Source organism: Methylobacterium tarhaniae (assembly GCF_001043955.1).
GTDB lineage: Bacteria > Pseudomonadota > Alphaproteobacteria > Rhizobiales > Beijerinckiaceae > Methylobacterium > Methylobacterium tarhaniae.
The window spans coordinates 1-17889 of sequence record NZ_LABZ01000078.1; the positions used below are offsets into that span (position 1 = coordinate 1).

General features: G+C 70.7%; 18 protein-coding genes and 1 pseudogene. 6 read left to right on the plus strand and 13 right to left on the minus strand.

Annotated elements, in window-relative coordinates:
• The 3 genes from VQ03_RS31850 to VQ03_RS12005 all read left to right on the plus strand — a co-directional run.
• Positions 1–142, plus strand: a 142-nt coding sequence (locus VQ03_RS31850; protein ID WP_048451112.1) for a sigma factor-like helix-turn-helix DNA-binding protein, incomplete at its 5' end; no start/stop codon positions are given.
• 178 nt (positions 143–320) lie between these two features.
• The gene (locus VQ03_RS12000; RefSeq protein ID WP_048451113.1) at positions 321–713 is read left to right on the plus strand and encodes a hypothetical protein; all 393 of its coding nucleotides are present in this window, start codon (positions 321–323) and stop codon (positions 711–713) included.
• Positions 714–855: 142 nt separating this feature from the next.
• Positions 856–1077 carry a hypothetical protein gene (locus VQ03_RS12005; protein ID WP_048451114.1) on the plus strand — a complete coding sequence of 74 codons (222 nt, stop codon included), beginning with the start codon at positions 856–858 and terminating at the stop codon, positions 1075–1077.
• A gap of 50 nt (positions 1078–1127) precedes the next feature.
• Here the strand turns inward: VQ03_RS12005 and VQ03_RS12010 are convergent, their stop codons facing one another.
• The 6 genes and pseudogenes from VQ03_RS12010 to VQ03_RS12030 all read right to left on the minus strand — a co-directional run bounded on the left by VQ03_RS12010 (position 1128) and on the right by VQ03_RS12030 (position 7321).
• Positions 1128–3095: a hybrid sensor histidine kinase/response regulator gene (locus VQ03_RS12010; protein WP_280948487.1), complete on the minus strand. Its 1968-nt coding sequence runs from the start codon at positions 3093–3095 to the stop codon at positions 1128–1130.
• A 57-nt stretch (positions 3096–3152) separates the two neighbouring features.
• Positions 3153–3758, minus strand: a pseudogene (locus tag VQ03_RS35165) (PAS domain-containing protein); the annotation flags it as partial.
• Positions 3719–4519, minus strand: a complete 801-nt coding sequence (locus VQ03_RS12015) for an IclR family transcriptional regulator (protein ID WP_048451116.1) — start codon at positions 4517–4519, stop codon at positions 3719–3721. The gene VQ03_RS12015 and the pseudogene VQ03_RS35165, both read right to left, overlap by 40 nt.
• Before the next feature lie 33 nt (positions 4520–4552).
• A complete protein-coding gene (locus VQ03_RS12020; RefSeq protein WP_048451117.1) occupies positions 4553–5293 on the minus strand; it encodes an SDR family NAD(P)-dependent oxidoreductase in 741 nt (246 codons plus the stop codon).
• Entirely contained in the window at positions 5290–6639 is a 1350-nt protein-coding gene (locus VQ03_RS12025; protein ID WP_048451118.1) for an MFS transporter, read from the minus strand. Before VQ03_RS12025 ends, VQ03_RS12020 begins: the two co-directional genes overlap by 4 nt.
• A 124-nt stretch (positions 6640–6763) precedes the next feature.
• On the minus strand, positions 6764–7321 hold the full coding sequence (locus tag VQ03_RS12030; protein WP_083467952.1) for a 2,4'-dihydroxyacetophenone dioxygenase family protein: 558 nt from the start codon (positions 7319–7321) through the stop codon (positions 6764–6766).
• A 307-nt stretch (positions 7322–7628) separates the two neighbouring features.
• On the opposite strand from VQ03_RS12030, the gene sugE reads away from it, so the two are divergent.
• Positions 7629–7943: a quaternary ammonium compound efflux SMR transporter SugE gene (sugE, locus tag VQ03_RS12035; protein WP_048451119.1), complete on the plus strand. Its 315-nt coding sequence runs from the start codon at positions 7629–7631 to the stop codon at positions 7941–7943.
• 7 nt (positions 7944–7950) lie between these two features.
• Here the strand turns inward: sugE and VQ03_RS12040 are convergent, their stop codons facing one another.
• The 4 genes from VQ03_RS12040 to VQ03_RS12055 all read right to left on the minus strand — a co-directional run bounded on the left by VQ03_RS12040 (position 7951) and on the right by VQ03_RS12055 (position 11463).
• Positions 7951–8739 carry a Crp/Fnr family transcriptional regulator gene (locus tag VQ03_RS12040; protein ID WP_048451120.1) on the minus strand — a complete coding sequence of 263 codons (789 nt, stop codon included), beginning with the start codon at positions 8737–8739 and terminating at the stop codon, positions 7951–7953.
• A gap of 1081 nt (positions 8740–9820) precedes the next feature.
• Entirely contained in the window at positions 9821–10585 is a 765-nt protein-coding gene (locus VQ03_RS12045) for a NepR family anti-sigma factor (RefSeq protein WP_048451121.1), read from the minus strand.
• A gap of 138 nt (positions 10586–10723) precedes the next feature.
• Positions 10724–11095, minus strand: coding sequence for a CsbD family protein (locus tag VQ03_RS12050; RefSeq protein WP_048451194.1), 372 nt, complete (start codon positions 11093–11095; stop codon positions 10724–10726).
• A 164-nt stretch (positions 11096–11259) separates the two neighbouring features.
• Positions 11260–11463 carry a CsbD family protein gene (locus tag VQ03_RS12055; RefSeq protein WP_048451122.1) on the minus strand — a complete coding sequence of 68 codons (204 nt, stop codon included), beginning with the start codon at positions 11461–11463 and terminating at the stop codon, positions 11260–11262.
• A 180-nt stretch (positions 11464–11643) separates the two neighbouring features.
• Between VQ03_RS12055 and VQ03_RS12060 the strand changes: the two genes are divergently transcribed.
• Positions 11644–12891 (plus strand): Hsp70 family protein, encoded by a 1248-nt coding sequence (locus VQ03_RS12060; protein ID WP_048451123.1) that lies wholly within the window; start codon positions 11644–11646, stop codon positions 12889–12891.
• A 130-nt stretch (positions 12892–13021) separates the two neighbouring features.
• On the opposite strand, the gene VQ03_RS12065 is transcribed toward VQ03_RS12060, so the two are convergent.
• The 3 genes from VQ03_RS12065 to VQ03_RS12075 are packed head-to-tail and all read right to left on the minus strand — an operon-like array spanning position 13022 to position 16289.
• The gene (locus VQ03_RS12065; protein ID WP_048451124.1) at positions 13022–14011 is read right to left on the minus strand and encodes an ABC transporter substrate-binding protein; all 990 of its coding nucleotides are present in this window, start codon (positions 14009–14011) and stop codon (positions 13022–13024) included.
• A gap of 8 nt (positions 14012–14019) precedes the next feature.
• Positions 14020–15114: an LLM class flavin-dependent oxidoreductase gene (locus tag VQ03_RS12070; RefSeq protein WP_048451125.1), complete on the minus strand. Its 1095-nt coding sequence runs from the start codon at positions 15112–15114 to the stop codon at positions 14020–14022.
• Between the two features lie 14 nt (positions 15115–15128).
• Entirely contained in the window at positions 15129–16289 is a 1161-nt protein-coding gene (locus VQ03_RS12075) for an acyl-CoA dehydrogenase family protein (RefSeq protein WP_048451126.1), read from the minus strand.
• Positions 16290–16866: 577 nt separating this feature from the next.
• Here VQ03_RS12075 and argC point away from each other — a divergent pair.
• On the plus strand, positions 16867–17844 hold the full coding sequence (gene argC / locus VQ03_RS12080) for an N-acetyl-gamma-glutamyl-phosphate reductase (RefSeq protein WP_048451127.1): 978 nt from the start codon (positions 16867–16869) through the stop codon (positions 17842–17844).
• Positions 17845–17889 lie beyond the last annotated feature (45 nt).

The following is a 17889-nucleotide window of genomic DNA, read 5'->3' on the forward strand; positions in this document are numbered from 1 at the left end:
CCGGCTCGAGCCGGTCGAGGGCCTGTCCTACGAGGCCGCGGCCGAGGTCATCGGCTGCCCCCCAGGCACCGTGAAGAGCCGCGTCAGCCGGGCCCGCGATCGGCTGGTCCACGATCTCGACCGCCCGTTCGGCGGGGCCTGACACGGCGTCCGCCGTCCCGTTCGCCCTCCCGGGTGTCCCCCATCGTTCCGGCGCGATCCCCCGAGGCGTCCGGAACGGTCGCGGGCCGGGCACGATCCGGGTCCTCCGGCCGTGCCCGGTCCCGTCGTCGAGTCGCCATCCGCGCGGATGTCCGCCGCGCCCCCGACAAGAGGAGACCATGACGCCATCCCGCCGCCCGGTCCTCGCGCCGGCCCTGCTCCTCGCCCTCGCCGCGTCCGGCCTTGCCGAGACGGCCTGCGCGGCTCCCGCTTCGGCGAACCGCTTCGACGGCGCCTGGTCCGTCGTCGCCACCGCCGAGACCGGAAGCTGCACCGGCCCGTACCGCTACCCGATCGTCATCCGGAACGGCATCGTGGACGATGCCGGACGCCACGGCGTCGACGCCTCCGGACGGGCCACGACCGATGGCCGCATCACCGGCACGATCCGCAGCGGGCTCGCCAGCGTCTCGGTCGCCGGCCGCCTGCGCGGCGCCGCCGGCAGCGGGCGCTGGAGCCTCGCCGGGTTCAGCCCCTGCACGGGGCGCTGGACCGCCCGGCGCACCGGCTGAACGGCCGCCCTCGTCCGGGCAGCGCCGATGCGCCGCATCCGCCGCCATCCTTGATGCCGGCCGCCCGCGCCCGACAACGTCGGCAGCCCGCGCCTCGGCGGCGGGCGATCGACGACGACACGATCGAGGAGCGACGGGGCGGATGCCGGCATACCGACTGCGCGGGGCGGTCCGCGCCACGGATGGGACGATCGGTCCCCCGCTCATCGACGAGACCATCACGGCCGAGGGCCGGCAGGAGGCCGTGCGCCGCGCCAATGCCCGGGAGGCGACGCCCGCCGACGAGCAGGTCAACGCCCTGTGGCTGGTGGACGAGGGTGGGAACCTGGTCTGGTCGCTGCGCCTCGCCGACCGGGAGGGCTGACCCGGTGCCGGGAGCCGGTTCCGCTGTCCTGCGCCGCCCGGGCGGGCCCCTTACGGACGCCGTTCCCGCTCCCGCCCGGCCTCGATGATCGACCGGATCCGGGCCGCCATCGTCTCGATGGCGAAGGGCTTGGTCAGGACCGCCATGCCGGGGCCGAGCTTGTCGCCGCCGAGGATGGCGGTCTCGGCGTAGCCGGTGATCAGCAGCACCTTGAGGTCCGGCCGGGTCTCCCGCGCCGCCTCGGCCATCTGGCGGCCGTTCATGCCGCCGGGCAGGCCCACATCGGTGACCAGCAGGTCGATCCGCACGTCGGATTGCAGCACCCTGAGGCCTGCCGCGCTGTCGCCCGCCTCGATCGCGGTGTAGCCGAGGTCTTCCAGGATGTCCGTGACGAGCATGCGCACGGTCGGCTCGTCGTCGACCACCAGCACGGTCTCGCCTTGCGCCGAGCGCGGCAGCGGCGGCGCCGCCCCGGCATCGTCCTCGCCCGGCACTGCGCCGTCGTGGCGCGGCAGGTAGATGCTGACGGTCGTGCCCTCGCCGACCGCCGAGGCGATGCGCACCTGCCCGCCGGATTGCTGCGCGAAGCCGTAGATCATCGACAGGCCGAGGCCCGTACCCTCGCCGATCGGCTTCGTGGTGAAGAACGGCTCGAACACCCGGGCGATCACCTCCGGCGCCATGCCGGTCCCGGTATCGGTCACGCTCAGGCGTACGTATTCCCCCTCGGGCACGTCGTGCCGGCGGGCGGTCCGCGCGTCCATGGCCTCGTTCGCGGTCTCGACCGTGATGCACCCGCCGTCGGGCATCGCGTCGCGGGCGTTGATGCAGAGGTTGAGCAGTGCGTTCTCGAGCTGCGACGGGTCGACCAGGGCCGGCCAGGCGTCGTCCCCGCCGACCACCTCGAAGGTGATGCCCGGTCCCACCGTGCGCTGGATCATGTCCTGCATGTCCCGCACCAGCCGGGTGACGTCGGTGGGCCGGGGATCGAGCGTCTGGCGGCGCGAGAAGGCCAGCAGCCGGTGAGTGAGCGCCGCGGCGCGCTTGGCCGCGCCTTGCGCCGTCGCCATGTAGCGCTCCACGTCCTTGAAGCGGCCCTGGGCGAGGCGGGTCTGCATCAGCTCGAGCGAGCCCGAGATGCCGGCGAGCAGGTTGTTGAAGTCGTGGGCGAGGCCGCCGGTGAGCTGGCCCACCGCCTCCATCTTCTGCGCCTGGCGCAGGGCCTCCTGGGTCGAGGCCAGCTCGGTTTCGGCCCGCAGCCGGTCCGAGATGTCCTTGGCGAAGTGGAACGCGCCGATCACCCGCCCGTCCGCGTCGCGCAGCGGCGAGTAGGACACCTCCCAGGCGGGCTTGGCGAGGTCGGGATCGCCGAACTCCTCGGTCACCGTGTAGGTCTCGCCCGCCAGCGCCCGGGTCATGAAGCCGCGCATCACCGGGGCTTGGTCCGGCGGGAAGAGGTCGGGAAACACCTCGCCGATCTGCACCCGACGGCCGAAGATCCGGTAGAACTCGTCGCTATGCGCCTGGTTGAAGGCGATCAGCCGGTACTCGGTGTCGAAGGCGCAGATCGGGGCGGCGCTCGACTGGATGATGTCGCCGTAGAGGCGCAGCTCCGCCGTGCGGTCGGCGACCTGCCGGCCGAGGGAGACGGTCAGGTCGCGGGTGGCGGCTTCCGCCTGCTTGCGCTCCGTGATGTCCGTCGCGGCGCCGTACCACTCGGTGATCCGGCCGTGCTCGTCGAGCACCGGCACCGCCCGGGACGAGGCCCAGCCGACCGAGCCGTCGGCGAGATGGACCCGGTGCTCCAGGCTGTAGGTGGTCCGCGTGCGGATGGCGCGCTCGATCTCGGCCCGCAGGGCCGCCCGGTCCTCCCGCGGGATGTAGGTCTCGACCCAGTCGGAATCGGCCGAGGTCGTATCGGCCAGGAAGTCGCCGCCGGAGAGCTGGTACAGACGGCTCCAGTCGGCGCTGATCCGGTAGCGCACCTCGGACGAGGAGCGCACCAGGGCATCCAGCATCTGCTCGCGCCGGCGCAGGGCCTCGCCCAGGTTGCGCAGGTGCTCGCGCTCCAGGGTGACGTCGAATTGCGAGGCGAAGAAATAGGTCAGCTCGCCGTCCTGGCCGAAGACCGGCGAGATCAACAGCCGGTTCCAGAACGTCTCGCCGTTCTTCTTGTGGTTGAGAAGCTCGATCTCGATCGCGACCTGGCGCTCGACCGCGTCGCGGATCTTCGCCACGTCGGCCCGGTCGGTCTCGGGACCCTGGAGGAAGCGGCAATTCTGCCCGAGGATCTCGTCGCGGGAATAGCCGGTCAGCTTGCTGAAGGCGGCATTGGCGAAGATGATCGGGTTGTCCGGCCGGTGCGGGTCGGTGATCAGCATCGGCATCCGCGTGGCGCGCACGGCGGCGGCGAACGGATCGTGGCTCGGGGTGGAGCGGCCGATCTCGGCATCGATGCGGTCGGTCTCGCGGCGGTCGGTCTCGCGGCGGTCTGTTTCGCGGCGATCAGTCACTCGTTCGTCGCCCTCTTTCCGCGATCTCCGGCGGCGGCTGGCCACCCGGGCGGGGCTGTAGCACAGCGCGACAGGCTCGTGCACAAGCCTCTTCGCGCGGCGCGACCGCGCGCGGCCGTCGCGGGCGGTCAGCGCCCGCCTGCGACGCGCGCCACGCCCTCGGCGCACGCCTCCATCGCCCGCAGCACCGTCCCGGCCGGCAGCGTCTCGAAGCGGTAGCGCGGCAGGCTGACGCTGATGCAGCCCAGCACCCGGCCGCCCGCACCCTGCAACGCCCGCCCGTAGCAGCAGATGTCGAGCTCGTTCTCCTGCAGGTCGAGGGAATGGCCGCGCTCCCGCGTCGCGGCGATCTCGCGGCGCAAGGCGGCCGGGTCGGTGAGGCTGTGGGGGGTATGCGCCGGCAGCGCGAGCCGGTCGAGCAGGGGCGCCAGCTCGGGCTCGGGCAGGGTCGCGAGCCAGGCCTTGCCGACGGCGCTGGTATGGAGCGACACCCGCGTGCCGATGCGCGAGGCCATGCGCACGGTGCGGTGGCTCTCGAGCTTGTCGATATAGACCATCTCGCCGCGATCCGGCACGGCGAGGTGGACCGTCTCGTCGAGGTCGTCGCGCAGGCGCAGCAGCGGCTCCCGCGCCGCCTGGCGCAGGAGCGATCCGTCCCAGGAGCGGAAGGCCAGGCTGACGAGGCGCGGGCCGAGGCGCAGGGCGCCCTCCTCCTCGGCCAGGAGCCCTTCCGCCACCAGGGCGGAGGCGATGCGATGCACCGTCGGCCGTGGCAGCCCGGTGCCCTGCGCGAGCCGGGCGACCGTCACGGCCTCGGGGGCGTCCGCCACCGCCTGCAGCACCCGCATGAACTTGCCGAAGGCGGCAGTGCCCGGCACCCCGGGCCGAAGGTCCGGGCCGGAACTCCGGTCGGCGTCGTCTGAACCCATGCGGGCGTCACGTCCTTTCCGGTCGCGATGACCTCAGGTGACGAGGTAGCCGCCATCGACCGGCAGCACCACCCCGGTCATGAAGGCGGCGGCCGGGCTCACCAGGAAGGTCACCGCCGCCGCCACGTCCGCAGGGGTGCCCCAGCGGCCGAGCGGCGTGCGCGTCAGGATCGGCCCCGCCCGGGCCGGGTCGTCCTGCAGCGCCTGCGTCAGGGGCGTGGCGATCCAGCCCGGCGCCACCGCGTTCACCCGGATCCCGTCCGGCGCATAGGCGATGGCGAGTGACTTCGTCAGCTGCGCCACGCCGCCCTTGCTGGCGCTGTAGGCCGGCACCAGGCCGCCGCCGAAGAACGACAGCATCGAGGCGGTGTTGACGATCGTGCCGCCCGTCTCGGCCAGAAGCGGCCGCGCCGCGGTGCAGACCCGCATCGTGCCGGTGAGGTTGACCGCCAGCACCTGCTCGAACACCTCGGCGCGGTGCTCGTCGCCGCGCCGGATGATGCCCGCGCAATTGACCACGATGTCGAGCCGGCCGCAGGCGCCGACGAGGTCGGCCACCGCCTCGCCGTCGGTGACGTCGAGCTCGTGGGCGGTGAGCGCGAGGCCGTCCGGGATCGCGCAGGACGCGGCCCCGATCCCGGCCGCGTGCACCCGGGCGCCGAGGCGGGCCAGGGCCTCGGCGATCCCGGCACCGATGCCCGAGGTGGCGCCGGTGACGAGGGCGGTGCGGCCCTCGAGCAGGTCGGGAGCGAAGGTTCCTTGGACGAGGGTCATGCCGGGCGCTCCGTCAGGACCAGGGTGTCGCCGCCTTCGAGCGGCCTGCGCACCAGGACGATGTAGGCGAATGCGGCCAGCACCGCGACCGCGGCGGCGGCGAGCAGCGCGTTGACGTAGGAGCCGGTGCCCTGGACGATGTAGCCGGTGATGACCGGCGCGAACGACCCGGCGAAGTAGCCGCCGAAGTTCTGGATGCTGCCGAGCGACGCGACCTGGCGCTTGGGCACCGCGACGCTGACCATCATCCAGGCGGCACCGCTCGCCATGTTGATGAAGAACATCGCGACGCAGATATACACGACCGCGAGCGTCACGCTGGGCGTGTAGGCTGCCGGCACCGTGAAGAGGCCGCCGCCGAGAAGCCCGACGCAGACCGGCCACTTGCGGCTGGCGACGATTCCGGCGCCGCGGGCGAGCAGCCGGTCGGCGACCTGGCCGGCACAGAGCATGCCGAGGGTGCCGAAGATGTAGGGGATCGCCACCACCCACCCGGTGCGGGCGACGCTCAGGCCCCGCTCGTGCTCGAGATAGGACGGCAGCCAGGTCAGGTAGAGCCAGACCATGTAGATGACGCCCATGAAGCCGAGGATCATGCCCCAGGTGGTGGCGTGGGCGAACAGACCGCGCCACTCGGCGAAGGTCATGCGCCGTGCCGGCGGTTCGGGCGCCGCGCCCTCGTCCAGATGGGCGGTCTCCTCCCGCGTCAGCGCCACCTCGGCACGGTTGCGGTAGACGAGGTACCAGCCGACCGCCACCACGATGCCGATGAGCCCGGTGACGACGAACATCCAGCGCCAGCCGAGCAGCAGCATCATGGCGGTGAGAACCGGCGGCGCGATGCAGGGCCCGATGCAGGACGAGGCGACGAAGATGCCGGTCGGCGTGCCGCGTTCGCGCAGGGAGAACCACTCGCTCACCGTCTTGGCGCCGGCAGGGAATTGCGGTGCCTCGCCGAGGCCGAGCACCGCGCGGGCGAGCACGAATTGCTGGAAACTGGCGACGAAGCCGGAGACGAGCTGGGCCAGCGACCAGAAGAACATGCCGGCACCCAGCATCAGGCGCGAGCCGAACCGGTCGAGCAGCGCGCCGACCGGCAGTTGCGAGAACGCGTAGGCCAGCGAGAAGGCCGAGAGCAGCCAGCCCATCTCGGCGGGACTCAAGTGCATCTCGTCGCGGATCGCCGTGTTGGCGATCGAGAGGGCCGAACGGTCGACGTAGTTGATGATGCCTGCCGCGGTCAGGAAGGATACGGCGATCCACTGGATGCGGCGCAGGCGCGGTGACTTTGTGAGTGATGCAGTGCCGGACGACATCGCGTGCCGGTCCTCCTGATTGTTTGACATGTGATTGTTAGATCTTGACGACGAAGCCGGCACCCTCGTCGTTCCGGCGCCGCGCAGCCCGGAAGGACGGGTTCGATGTCGTTCTGGTCGATTCGGTCCTGATGCGGTCGGCGATCGAGACGCTTCAGCGGATGAACCGGTCCACGTAATCCGCACCCAGGCCCACCGCCTCGTAATGGATCCGGCACATGTCGATCTTGGTGAAGACGTCTTCGTAGCCGGTATGCCGGCCCCAGGGATCGACGTAGTACATGCAGCCATTGACCTGGAAGTAGGTGATCATCTCCTCCACGCCCTCGTCGACCACGAGGGTGTGGGTCTCGCCCGGAGGCTCGAAGGCGTAGGCGCCCTCGCTGGCGACCCAGTCGTGCTCGAGGTAGCGCCAGCTGCCCTTGAGCACGAAGGCATGGACCGGGCCGGGATGGCGGTGACGGCTGAGGATGCCGGCCTTGCGGACCTTCAGCAGGTTCATCCAGTAGCCCGCGGAGACGTTCAGACAGAGCGGCCGGAACCAGACGCTGTCGGCCTGCGGCACCCAGATCCGGTCGTCCTCCGGGATCGCCGGCGCCACCACGAGGTCGGGACGGATCTCCGCCGGCTGTGGATTCTGGTAGGGCATCCGCCGCAGGGTCGCGGCGTCGAGCCCGGCGGCGGGATCGCCGTCCGGCGTGGCTGTGCTCATGGTCTCCTCCCGATGTCCATATTATGGACGTCTTGTCCGTAATGTGGATATTCGGGGAGGCGCAACGGCGTGTCAAACCGCGGCGGTCACATGGCAGCGTTGCGGTCCGCTCGCGCGTCTTGGCCGTACGCGGGACTTGGCCGTACGCGGGACTTGGCCGTACGCGGGACTTGGCCGTACGCGGGACTTGGCCAGTTGCGGGGCAGCGGTCGTGCCCCATCTCACGCCCGTCGGGACGGCCCGGCCGCCCCCTCGCGGAGGGCGAGAACGCCTCGCAGGGACGGCCCTGCCCGCAAGGGGGCCCTTCTTGGCCTGGATTCTTCTCTTCGTCGCCGGCCTGCTCGAGACCGGCTGGGCCATCGGCCTGAAATACACCGACGGCTTCACCCGGCCGCTGCCGTCCCTCCTCACGGTGCTCAGCATGGTGGCGAGCCTCGGCCTGCTCGGCCTCGCCCTGCGCACGCTGCCCGTCGGCACCGCCTACGCGGTCTGGACCGGCATCGGCACCGTCGGCACGGCGCTCCTCGGCGTCGCGCTGTTCGGCGAGCCGGCCACCGCGGCGCGGCTCGCCTGCATCGGCCTCATCGTGATCGGGATCCTGGGGCTGAAGCTCGTGGCCTGAGCGATGGTCAGTCGTGCCGCTGGGCGGGATCGACCGCCACGATGGCGCCGTTCTCGGCGTAGACCGCCCCGAGCACGGAGCGGAAGTGATGCCGGACCTTGCCGTAGCACTCGCAGGCGGATTGCTCGGCCTTGGCCCGATCCAGGATCGTGATCTGGCCGCGGCGCACCGAGATCAGCCCGCGGCGCTGCAGCGCCCCGAGCACGCCGGTGAGGTAGGTGCGGCGCACGCCGAGCATCTCGGCCAGCATCTCCTGGGTCACCGGCAGGACCGGGGAGCCGAGCCGGTCCTGGAAGGTCAGGAGCCAGCGCAGGCAGCGCTCCTCGATCGGGTGGACGGCGTTGCAGGCCACCGATTGCAGCACCTGGGCGAGCAGGCAATCGGCGTAGCGCACGAACAGGTCGCGCAGGGTAGGGGAGGACGCCCGTGCCCGGGTCAGCCGCTCGGCATCGAGGCGCAGCACCTCACCGGAGACCTGCACCACCGCCTCGCTGAAGGCCGGCAGGTAGCCGTTGCTGACGACCCCGCCGACCGCGCCCTCGTGACCCACCGTCGCGGTCTCGACCATCCGCCCGTCGCGCATCCGCGACACCAGGGTCACGGTGGTCTGGTTCAGCGGGAAGGTGACGTGCGACACGTCTTCGCCGGCGCGAAACAGCACTGTGCCTCGGGCGCGCTGCCCGTGCTCGAGATACGGCGCCAGCAGGGCGCGGTCGTTCGTGTCGAGGGCCTCGAGCAGGAGATTGCCCTCGAAAAGGCCCGCCTCGGGGGACCGCGGCTCGTCCGGCGCATTCAACGTCGTCGTCTCCGGGAAATCAGGGGCTCGCCGTTCAGTCCGTGCGGAGGGAGGTGATGCCCTAAGGTGTCAAAAGCTACACAATGCCCACGCATCGTGCATCCTCACGACCAAGGCGTGCCCGGGCTTGGTCTAGCGACGCGAGGGTCTCGTGTCTGTCTTGTTTTTGACATTATGGGTATGATTTTCGGCCTATTCCAGTCGGCCGAATGCATGAGGTCACAATGTTTTACATACTGCCACATACTATGTGGGAGTCGCCCGGCAGACCACGTCGAGGACATCATGGGCCAAATTTTGGTGTGGCTGTCAAGTTATCATGACTATTTTGCCGATTAGAAAATTTTGCCTCGCTGACAATTTCAGGACAAATCCCGAGTTCATCAAAATAACCTCTAGTCGATTAAATCGCGTGTTTTTTGAAAAATTCATAAAATATCACAAATGTAAGTAAATTAATCATAATATAATTTATGCTGTTATTTAAGACCAATTTTATGAAAGACAATAAGCTTTCTATTTGATCCACATTGCGTGGAAAAAAACCATGTCTCTCAGTCAGGCATATTTACATGCCATTCTTACTCTAGGTCAGAATCCTTTCCATTGAGGGTCGCCATAGGGTCGATACGTGCCTCTACAGGCTCGGAAGCCGAAACAGACGCAGGGCCTCATTGTTCCGGCTGTATCGGACGAATGATGCGCTTTCCCTCGGACCACTTGCCGGACGCCACCAGGAATTTTCGATGTCCTGACATGTGTGCGCCGGATCGCCGAACGACGCGGACATCTGTACTTGCCGGGCTTCCTGCGGAAGGCGACGCCCGCATGGGCGAACCTGCGATGCGACCGCGATGGTCGATCCGGCCCTCTTCACGCCGAGGCCGTGTCGCACCAGCGCGCTGCATGCCGAAGGGGCCGAGAATCCCGAGCATCGTGCCGATCTCGGGCAAGCCCGAGATCGATATAGCCTTCGACCGATCGTCGCGAGGCCGGAGGTCCGGGATCGCGACCCCGTGCCGGATCTGCTCCGGCGACGAGCCGAGGGTGGGGTCGAAGGCCGGTTCGCTTGGTGGAGGTGTCAGCCGTCGAGCGCCACCGCTCCGGCATGTCCCATCACCGAGCGGGTCAGCCGGTCGGCTCCGAGCTCCCCGCCGGTATAGCCGAGGAGTTCCGCCAGCTTGTCGCGGGCGCGGCAGACCCGGCTCTTCACCGTGCCGACCTTGCACTGCATGAGAGCGGCGGCGTCCTCGTAGGACAGGTCGCCGACTGCGACCAGCATCAAGGCCTCGCGCTGCTCGGCCACCAGCTTGTTGAGCGCGGCCTGGAGATCCTGCACGTCGAGGCGGTCGCCCTGGTTCGGGGCGGAGGTCAGGCGCGCCGAGTACACGCCTTCGCAATCCTCCACCTCGCGGGCGCGCTTGCGGTGCTCCGAGTAGAAGGCGTTGCGCATGATCGTGAACAGCCAGGCGCTGAGATTGGTGCCCGACTCGAACCGGTCGCGGCTCTGCCAGGCCTTCAGCATCGTGTCCTGCACCAGGTCGTCGGCGCGGGCCGGGTTGGCGGTCAGGGTCAGGGCGAAGCGGCGCAAGGCCGGCGCCGCCGCGAGCAGGTCCTCCCGGAACCGGTCCTTCTTCGGCGCGCCGAGGGCGGCGAGGGCCAGGTCCAGGCGCGACAGCAGATCAGCGAAGGCGGCGGGTGCCGCCTCCTCCGCAACCGTCGCGTAATGGGCGCGCAGCCGCTCGCCGAGATGCTCCTGCACCGAGAGGGGCAGGGCGGGAACGGCCGGCTTGGAAGCCGTCTCGGCGGCGGTCTCGGGCGGACCGGGGGGCGTGCTCTGGGTCATGCGGTCGTTCGGCTGGCGCGAGGATTGCCGCCAAGCTAGACCATAAGCCACCCGGAGGCGAGACCGAAGCCGGTTCCCACTGGATGCGCCGCAGCGGGAAGGCCGCCGCATCGCGGCGGCGGCACGTCCGATCCTGCGTCAGCGGCGGCCCTTCAGCAGCCATCCGGCCGCGAAGGCGAGCCCGGCGACGGCGAGCAGCGTCTCGGTCGGGTGCGTCTCGGCCCGGCGCAGGGCGGCGCGGCCACGATGGCGCGCCTCGCCATAGACCTCGCGGCTCCGCGCGTAGGCGTGGCGGCCGCGCTTCTCGATCTCGCCGGCCAGGACCGCCCCGTCATGCGATAGCTCCTCGGCGGCGCGCCGGCCGCGTCCATAGGCATATTGGGCGCCGCCGACGACCTGATTCAAGGCGCCCTCCGCCTGGGGCCGGGCACGGCCGGCGATGGCGCCGAACGCGGTCTGGCCGCGGCCCTTCAGGTTGCGCAGTCCGCCCTCGATCTGGTCCCTGTTCATCGCGATCTCCATCGGTTCACGCGACGGCGCGCTCGCACGGCTCACGTTTCGTCGCGCGACGAACACTGTTCGCGTCAAGAAAAAGCCGGCCGCCCGCATGCGTGCGAGGGGCCGGCCCGATCACCGGTAAGGTCGGGCCGGCGCGATGCCGGCCCGCGCCGCGATCAGAGCTTGCTCTTCACCGTGTCCGCGGCATTCTTGATGCCGTCCTTGACGTCGCCGGTGGTCTTCTGGGCCTCGCCCTTCAGCTCCTGGGCCTTGCCCTCGGCCTGCAGCTTCTCGTTGCCGGTGGCGCTGCCGATGCCCTGCTTGATGTTGCCGACCGCCTCGTTGGCGAGGCCCTTGATCTTGTCGGTGGTGCTGCTCATGGGAAGCTCCTCGTCTCTTGCAGTTCAACGACTGCTCAGGCCAGACGAACCGCCGAGACGGCGCATTGTTCCGCTGCGACAGAGGCCGAATCCGTGTTCGGGCCGGGCCGTGCGGGCTGGACCGGGGCTGCGGAACCCGCTAGGTCGCGCGCCCCCCTTCAGCTCCGGCAGAGATTCGGCATGGCGGCCTGTGGCCTCGATTTCGGCACTTCGAACACCACCCTCGGCCTGATCGGGGCCGGCGGGCTCGCGCTGGCGCGGCTGGAGGGCGACGCGGTCACGATCCCGAGCGCGATCTTCTTCCCGCCGGTCGGCGACGAGGCGATCGGCCGGGCCGCCATGAATGCCTACGTGGAGGGCCAGCCCGGGCGGCTGATGCGCAGCCTGAAATCCGTGCTCGGCTCCTCGCTCCTCGACGAGACCACCCCGGTCGGGCGCCGGCGGCTGTCGTTCCGGGCGGTGATCGCCCGCTACCTCGCCGCCGTGAAGGCGCGGGCGGAGGACCAGGCCGGCGAGGCGCTGACCCGCGTGGTCCACGGCCGCCCGGTCCACTTCGTCGACGGCGATCCCGACGGCGACCGCCGGGCCGAGGACGCGCTCGCCGGCATCGCCCGGGAGGTCGGCTTCACCGAGGTGTCGTTCCAGTACGAGCCGATCGCCGCGGCGCTCGACTACGAGCGCGGGCTCGACCGCGAGGAGGTGGCGCTGATCGCCGATATCGGCGGCGGCACCTCGGACTTCTCCGTGGTGCGCCTGAGCCCGGAGCGGCACCGGGCGGTGGAGCGGGCCGGCGACATCCTGGCCAATGACGGCGTGCGGATCGGCGGCACCGATTTCGACCGCACGCTGAGCGTCGGCGAGGTGATGCCGCTCCTGGGGCTCGGCAGCCCGATGCGGCGGCCCGGCCTCGACGTGCCCTCGGCCTATTATCACGACCTCGCCACCTGGTCGCAGATCAACCGGCTCTACGACGGCAAGACCCTGCGCGAGCTGCGCGGCTTGCGCCGCGAGGTGGCCCGCCCCGAGCTGATCGACCGCCTCGCCGCGGTGATCGAGGCCGAGCGCGGGCATACGCTCGCGATGGAGGTCGAGGAGGCGAAGATCGCCCTGTCGGAGGTCGAGCGGGTCGGCCTGCCCCTCGGCTGGGTCGAGCCGGGCCTCGAGGCCGAGATCGACCGCCCCGACCTCGCCCGCCATTCCGCCGACCTCGCCCGGCGCATCGGCGCCTGCATCGCCCGTTGCCTGCGCGATGCCGCCGTGGCCCCGGGGGCGATCGACGCCCTGTTCCTCACCGGCGGCTCGACCCGCCTCGCCCCGGTCCGCGCCGCCATCCTGGCGGCCGCTCCCGAGGCCCGGGTGGTGGAAGGCGACACGTTCGGCTCGGTCGGCCTCGGGCTGACGGTCGAGGCGGCGCGGCGCTACGGCTGAGGCGCGATATCCCAGCGCCTTCGAACGGACCCGTTCGAAGGCGCTGGGCAAGCCCGAACGGGTCTGCGCCGCAGGCGCTGATGCGCCGAACGCCGATGCATCGACGTGTCGATGCATCGGCGCGCCGGTATTACTGCGTCGCCGCCGCGGCGCCGGCCCGTGCGGCGTCGTTGAACGAGGCGTCGAACACCCCCGGCGCCGCGAGCGGACGCGGGATCAGCCCGGCGCGGTGATAGAGGTCGGCGACGCGCTGCTCGTCGGCGATCACGCCCGCATCGATCGGCACCGGGCGGATGTCGGCCCGGCGAAACCAGGCGAGCGGCACCGCCTCCGGCAGGCCGATCAGGGAAGACCAGCGGCGGGCGAAGGCTTCTGGATTCGCCGTGCCCCAGACCCGGGCCTGGGCCAGCCGCCGCACGAAGTCCTCGAGCGCCGCGCGCTTCTCCGCGATGGCGTCGTCGCGGGCGACCTGGAAGGTCAGGCCCGGCGTGAGGCCGCGCCCGTCGGCGACGATGCGGGCCCGGCCCGAGGTCTCGAGCTGCGAGGTATAGGGCTCCCAGGTCGCCCAGGCCTCGACCGCGCCGGAGGTCAGCGCCATCTGGGCGTCGGCCGGCGGCAGGAACGACAGGGCGAGGTCGCCCTTGCTCCAGCCGGCGCGCTCTCCTTGTGCGAGCACGAGCTGATGGCCGATCGAGCCGCGCCCGGTGGCGATGCGCTTGCCCTTCAGGTCGGCGAAGCTTCGCACCTCCGAATCCGGCCGCACCAGCACGGCGAGGCCGGCCTGGCTCTGGCGGATGGCGAAGATCGCCTTGATCGGCGCTCCGGCGGCGGCCGCGAAGGTGAAGGGCGCGTCCCCGGCGATGCCGGTATCGATCGCCCCGGCATTGAGCGCCTCGAGGAGCGGCGCGGCGGCGGCGAATTCCCGCCAGTCGATCCGGTAGGGCAGGCCGTCGAGCACGCCGGCCGCCTCCATCAGGGCGCGCGAGCCGCCCTTCTGGTCGCCGACCCGCAGGACGGTCTCGGCCGAGGCGGGCAGAGTGACGGAAAAGCCGGCGAACAGCAGGGCGAGGAGGCCGAGGATCTTGCGAGCGAGGATCTTGCGGGCGAGGATCTTGCGCATGCCGGGCCTCACGCGGCAGCCGGGCGGCGGGTCGGCGCGCCGGCCAGATGCCGGAAGGCCGGGATCAGCTCGCGCCCGTACTGCACCGCATCTTCCAGCGGGTCGAAGCCGCGGATCAGGAAGGTCGTCACCCCTAAGCCATGGTAATCGTGCAGCGCCTCCGCCACTTGCTCCGGCGTGCCGACGAGGGCGGTGGAATTGCCCTGCGCCCCGGTCTCGGCGGCGATCGCCGTGTAGAGCCGCCGGTCGAGCCGGTCTCCTTGCGCCGCGGCCGCGAGCAGGCGGCGCGAGCCCTCGTTCTGCGGCACCCCCGCGGGGCCGAGGCCGCGGGCCGCGCGCAAGGCCCGGGTGCGCCGAAGGATCTCTTCCGCCCGGGCCCAGGCCGCCGCCTCGGTCGCCGCCAGGATCGGCCGGAACGACAGGCTGAAGCGGATGTGGTCCTCGCGCCCGTGGGCGCGGGCGGCGGCACGCACCCGGGCGATCGTCTCGCGCACCTGCGCCTGGGTCTCGCCCCAGAGCGCGTAGGTATCGGCGTGCTGGCCGGCAACCGCGATGGCCGCGTCCGAGGAGCCGCCGAAATAGATCGGCAGGTGCGGCTGCTGCACCGGCCTCACCGCCGAGAAGCCCTTGGCGACGCGGTAATATCGCCCGTCGTAGTCGAACGGCTCCGGGCTGGTCCAGGACGCCCTGACGATGTCGAGATATTCGCGGGTGCGGGCGTAGCGCTCGTCCTTGGTCAGCGAATCGCCGTCCTGCGCCAGTTCCGCATCGTTGCCGCCGGTGATGATGTGGACGGCGGCGCGCCCGTCGGTGAGCTGGTCGAGGGTGGCGAGCTGGCGCGCCGCCACGGTCGGCGCCTGGAAGCCCGGCCGGTGCGCGATCATCAGGCCGATCCGCTCGGTCACCGAGGCGACGTATTGGGCAAGCGCGAAGCTGTCGGGGGCCGTCGAGTGGAAGGCGATCAGCACCCGGTCGAAGCCGCCATGCTCGTGCGCCTGCGCCGCCGCCCGGAGATAGGCCCGGTCGACGACCGGCCCGGCGGGGGCATGGATCTCCGACCCGTACTGGGCACCGACGAAGCCGATGAAGTTCACGTCCGGCATGGACTCGCCTCCTCTCAACCCAGAGCCGCGCGCCCGGCCGCCAGCCGGACCGCGTCGCCCTGGGGGGTATGGATGCGCGCGCAGAGCACGTCGCGCAGGTGACGTTCGAGCGGGTTTTTTCGCGACAAACCGGGATTGCCGACGAGGGCGACCGCGCCCTGCACCACCGTGATCGCGTTCTCGGTGACGGTGAGCTTGATCAGCCCGCTCTCGGTGGCGGAGGGCGGCGACCCCGCATCGGTCTCGGCGGCGGCGCTGCGCAGGAGCCGCCGGTTGACGGACAACAGGCGCTCGTTCTCGCCGAAAGCCTCCTGGATCCTGGCCAAGCTCGCCAGCGGCGCGCCGAGATTGGCCGGCGCCCGCTCGGCGAGATGGGCGCGCAGCCACCCTTGCGCCGCCCGGGCGACGCCGTCGTAGAGGCTGGCGAGCAACGTGGTGTTCCAGGCGAGCGTCAGGGCGTCGGGTCCGGCGCCGGCGGCCGGCGGGCGCCAGTCGACGGCGTGGTCCTCCGGCACCAGCACGCGATCGAGCACGACATCGTGGCTGCCGCTCGCCCGCAGGCCGAGATGGTCCCAGGTCTCCTCGATCCCCACGCCCGGCGCCGCCATCGGCACCACCACGAACCCGACCCGCGGCTCCGTCTCGTCGGTGCGGGCCCAGACCAGCCCGAAGGCGAGCATCGGCGCTCCCGTCGAGTAGATCTTGCGTCCCGTGACCCGCCAGCCCTCCGGCACCCGCCGCGCCACCGTCTCCGGCAGGCCGCCGCGGGCCGGCGAGCCGAGGGCAGGCTCGACCCGCAGGGCGTTGACGAAGGCGCCCTCGCGCAGGGCCGCCTGCTGCAGCCGCACCACGACCGCCTCCGGCCAGCCCGACCGGGCGATGGTCGCGTGGTGGACGTATTGCATCGCCAGGATCAGGCTCGCCGCCGGGTCGGCCTCGGCGAGCGTCCCGATGACGGCACTGGCGGTCGCGAGCCCGGCGCCGCCCCCGCCCCGGTCCTCCGGCACCGTCAGGGCGGCGAGGCCCGCCTCCCGGATCGCCGCGAGGCTTTTCCCCGCGAACCGCCCGTCACGGTCGTCGGCGGCGGCGAGCGGCGCGAGGTCGGGGACGAGAGCCCGGGCGGTTGCGACGGGATCCCGATTCGCGGGCCTGAGCCGGTGCACCGGGGCCGTCATGCCTGGGGAGCGCCGGATCGGATCCGCCGGAGCGGGCGGTACGGGATCATGATCACAATCCTTCCTGCGTGGACCACGCACCCGGCCCCAAGTCTCGGCGCGACGATGCACAAATTCTGTCGTGACTCGAATTCTTATCTTGCCTGGATTGATCGTCAATCAGAATAATTTTCCGGATGTATAGGGAAAGTTGGGAGTATTTTTCTTGGCAGGGACAGAGAATATGATGCGGCTTCTGCGAGCCGCCCGAATACACCATCTCCGTTCCTGCCTGGCCGACGGCCGGGGCGCGAGCCTGGTCGGCGTGAGGGCGGGGCGGGCGGCAGACATTCCGCTTGACGGTGAAAGGGGCGAGCGACACTGTCACAGTCCATGAGCAGGAATCGGACACTTTGTGCTCGACGCCGACGCCGCTGCATCCGAGCGGCGGCTTCCTGGCTGCGCGCCGATCAGCGTCCTTCCGCGCGATGACTGCCTCACCGTAGTTCCATCCGCCGGAGCGGCCTCGGCCCGCCTTCCTGAAACCCCCGCAGCCCTCGGCTTCGGGGGTTTTCTTTGGCACGAGGACACCACCACGATGAGCATTCGCGTCGGCATTGTCGGCATCAGCGGTTTCGGCGGCGGCGAGGCGATGCGCCTGATCGCGAGCCACCCGTCGTTCGAGCTGGTCTACGCGGCAGGCGAGGGCAGCGCCGGCAGCCGCCTGGTGGACCGCTTCCCCGGCATTCCGGCCAAGCTGGCCGGTCTGGTGATCGAGAAGTGGGATCCTGCGACCCTGCCGAAGCTCGACCTGCTGTTCGCATCGCTGCCCACCGGCACCTCGGCCGAGGCGCTGGCGCGCGTGCCCGGACACGTGAAGATCGTCGATATCGGCGGCGATCACCGCTACGTCGAGGGTTGGGCATACGGCTTGGCCGATGTCTGGCCGTCCCAGATCGAGGGCCGGAGCCGGGTTGCCAATCCCGGCTGCTTTCCCGCGGCGACCCTGACTGCGCTGGCGCCGCTGCTGGCCGACAAGCTGATCGAGCCCGGCAACATCGTGATCGACGCCAAGACCGGCATCTCCGGTGCCGGCCGGGGCGGCGCCGACAGCCGGTTCGGCTACGCCGAGAGCAACGAGAATCTGGTGCCCTACGGCCTGCTGAAGCATGTTCACATGCCCGAGATGGCCGAGACGATCGAGCGGCTGAGCGGCGGCAGCGCGGCGGGGCTGGTGTTCACGCCGCATCTGGTGCCGATGACCCGCGGCCTGCTGGCCACCATCTACTGCCGCGGTCGCGCCACCACCGACCAGTGCCTGGACGCAGCCCGGCGCTTCTATGCCGGGCGAGCATTCGTTCGTGTGACCGACAGGCCGCCGCAGACCAAATGGGCCACCGGCTCGAACCTGGCCTTCGTCAGCTACGCGGCCGATCCGGAGCGCAACCTGGTGATCGCGATGGGCGTGGTCGACAATCTCGGCAAGGGCGCAGCCGGTCAGGCGGTGCAGAATGCGAACCTGATCTGCGGCCTGCCGGAAACCGCGGGGCTGGACGGCGTACCTGTCTGGCCATGAGGAAGATGGCCCCTCAAGGCGGCCCGGCGGTTCGCGTCGTCGGTC

Excerpts from the sequence above, each read along its gene's own strand:
- VQ03_RS12045 (WP_048451121.1), bottom strand. The coding sequence starts at position 10,585 with ATGACCCAGAGCACGCCCCCCGGTCCGCCCGAGACCGCCGCCGAGACG.
- VQ03_RS12065 (WP_048451124.1), bottom strand. The coding sequence starts at position 14,011 with ATGCGCAAGATCCTCGCCCGCAAGATCCTCGCTCGCAAGATCCTCGGC.
- VQ03_RS12005 (WP_048451114.1), top strand. The coding sequence starts at position 856 with ATGCCGGCATACCGACTGCGCGGGGCGGTCCGCGCCACGGATGGGACG.
- VQ03_RS12070 (WP_048451125.1), bottom strand. The coding sequence starts at position 15,114 with ATGCCGGACGTGAACTTCATCGGCTTCGTCGGTGCCCAGTACGGGTCG.
- VQ03_RS12020 (WP_048451117.1), bottom strand. The coding sequence starts at position 5,293 with ATGACCCTCGTCCAAGGAACCTTCGCTCCCGACCTGCTCGAGGGCCGC.
- VQ03_RS12015 (WP_048451116.1), bottom strand. The coding sequence starts at position 4,519 with ATGGGTTCAGACGACGCCGACCGGAGTTCCGGCCCGGACCTTCGGCCC.
- VQ03_RS12060 (WP_048451123.1), top strand. The coding sequence starts at position 11,644 with ATGGCGGCCTGTGGCCTCGATTTCGGCACTTCGAACACCACCCTCGGC.
- VQ03_RS12055 (WP_048451122.1), bottom strand. The coding sequence starts at position 11,463 with ATGAGCAGCACCACCGACAAGATCAAGGGCCTCGCCAACGAGGCGGTC.
- VQ03_RS12010 (WP_280948487.1), bottom strand. The coding sequence starts at position 3,095 with ATGCTGGATGCCCTGGTGCGCTCCTCGTCCGAGGTGCGCTACCGGATC.
- VQ03_RS12075 (WP_048451126.1), bottom strand. The coding sequence starts at position 16,289 with ATGACGGCCCCGGTGCACCGGCTCAGGCCCGCGAATCGGGATCCCGTC.
- VQ03_RS12050 (WP_048451194.1), bottom strand. The coding sequence starts at position 11,095 with ATGAACAGGGACCAGATCGAGGGCGGACTGCGCAACCTGAAGGGCCGC.
- VQ03_RS12000 (WP_048451113.1), top strand. The coding sequence starts at position 321 with ATGACGCCATCCCGCCGCCCGGTCCTCGCGCCGGCCCTGCTCCTCGCC.
- VQ03_RS12025 (WP_048451118.1), bottom strand. The coding sequence starts at position 6,639 with ATGTCAAACAATCAGGAGGACCGGCACGCGATGTCGTCCGGCACTGCA.
- argC (WP_048451127.1), top strand. The coding sequence starts at position 16,867 with ATGAGCATTCGCGTCGGCATTGTCGGCATCAGCGGTTTCGGCGGCGGC.
- VQ03_RS12030 (WP_083467952.1), bottom strand. The coding sequence starts at position 7,321 with ATGAGCACAGCCACGCCGGACGGCGATCCCGCCGCCGGGCTCGACGCC.